This is a genomic window from Kistimonas scapharcae (assembly GCF_039540975.1).
Classification (GTDB): domain Bacteria; phylum Pseudomonadota; class Gammaproteobacteria; order Pseudomonadales; family Endozoicomonadaceae; genus Kistimonas; species Kistimonas scapharcae.
Genome location: NZ_BAABFL010000094.1, coordinates 1 through 1,661 on the forward strand (window position 1 = coordinate 1; position 1,661 = coordinate 1,661).

The following is a 1,661-nucleotide window of genomic DNA, read 5'->3' on the forward strand; positions in this document are numbered from 1 at the left end:
TACTGCAAGGGGATAGGCCTGAAGATTCCCGCCAAAGCCCGGAAAGAGGATGTGACTGCCCTGATCAAGGCGCACGACAGTGATGTGATTATCTGGGATGAGTTCTTAAGAGAAATGGCGGAGACAAAAACCATTCTCTCGGAGGATGATATGGCACTGGCCGAGGGGGTTATTGCCTCGGTGGTCGCACATCCCAAAGCGGCAAAGTGTTTTTCCGGCGGCGTGGCGGAGCGCTCCATTTTTTACATCGACAACCACACCGGTGAGTGGTGTCGGGCACGACCGGATTACTACCGGGAAGACCTGGGTATGGTGTTTGATCTGAAGACCTGCCGGGACGCCCGGTTCACCGCCTTCCAGAAAGATATTTTCAACTATGGCTATCACATCAGTGCCGCCATGTATCTGGAGGCCTGTCGCCATGCCGGTATGAAGGCGACCGGTTTTGCCTGGCTGGCCATTGAAAAAGAACCGCCTTACGCCATCGGTTTGTATATGGCCAGCCCTGAACTGCTCATGCAGGGCCATGACCTGTATCGCCAATACCTGGATAACTACCATGGTTGCCGTGAGACCGGCGTCTGGACTGCCTATGCCACGGACTTTTTAACCATTGATCTCCCTGAGTGGGCGAAGCCTGCGGATCTGGATGACTAACCGACAAGGAGCGTTTATGTCGCAATTACAACACCATCAGGGCAACAGTACCGGTATCAAAGCGCTGCTGGCCAGCCGTAAGAACACCATAGCCCAGGCGCTTGAACAAACCGTGTTGACGCCTGAACGGCTGCTGTCGGTCGTGATGAACGAGGTCAGAAAGACACCGAAGCNCGGTGCACTGGGGCACTGCTATCTGATTCCCTATTTCAATCGCAAGCTGAACAAGCTGGAGTGCCAGTTCATGCTGGGCTATCGCGGCATGCTGGAGCTGGCGCGACGTTCCGGTGCTATCAAGCACATCGATGCACGGTGTGTGTACGAAGGTGAGGAGTTCGAGATTCTCTACGGCACACAGACCACGGTTATCCACAAGCCGTCACTGACCCGTAATGGCAATGACACAATGATCGGCGTTTATGCGGTAGGTCACCTGACCTCCGGAGGCTGGCAGGTGGAGTATATGTCCATGGCTGAAATCAAAGCCATTCGGGACGGTTCAAAGGCTGGAAACGATGGACCCTGGAAGTCGCACTTCGATGAGATGGCCAAGAAAACCGTGATCCGACGATTGTTCAAATACCTGCCGGTGTCTATTGAAGCGCAGACAGCTGTAGGTCTGGATGAACGGGCTGAGGCGGGATTGTCGCAGCAAAATGACACCGTGCTGCAGGAAGGGGATGGTGGTGTCACGGTGGATATGCGAACAGGGGAAATCATTGAGGGGGATGTGACCTCAGCGGCGGATTTGAACCGGGTGTTATAGCCCGGTTTATCCAAAAAGAAACAGGGAGGTGATTATGTTGCAGTGGGTGAAACTGAATCGTTACTACGAGTTGTCAGGTGATACTCGACATGCGTTCTACAGGAAAAAGAAAGAAGGAATTTGGCGTGAGGGGCGGGAGTTCCGAACTGCGGCTGATGGGTAAGTACTCAAAAACCGGTACATAAGGCGATTTCACGTTCTGCCGCCTAAGCTCATCCCCATGTTCCCATTACCGCCT

At 53.7% G+C, this 1,661-nt stretch carries 2 protein-coding genes; both read left to right on the top strand.

Translation table 11 applies throughout. The annotated features are described in order from the left end of the window. Nucleotides 1-657 (top strand): PD-(D/E)XK nuclease-like domain-containing protein (locus ABD892_RS05630; protein ID WP_345194430.1); only part of this gene is annotated, 657 nt, incomplete at its 5' end. Between the two features lie 16 nt (nt 658-673). Further along, complete coding sequence (locus tag ABD892_RS05635) at nt 674-1,423, top strand: recombinase RecT (protein ID WP_345194431.1); 750 nt, start codon at nt 674-676, stop codon at nt 1,421-1,423. Nucleotides 1,424-1,661 lie beyond the last annotated feature (238 nt).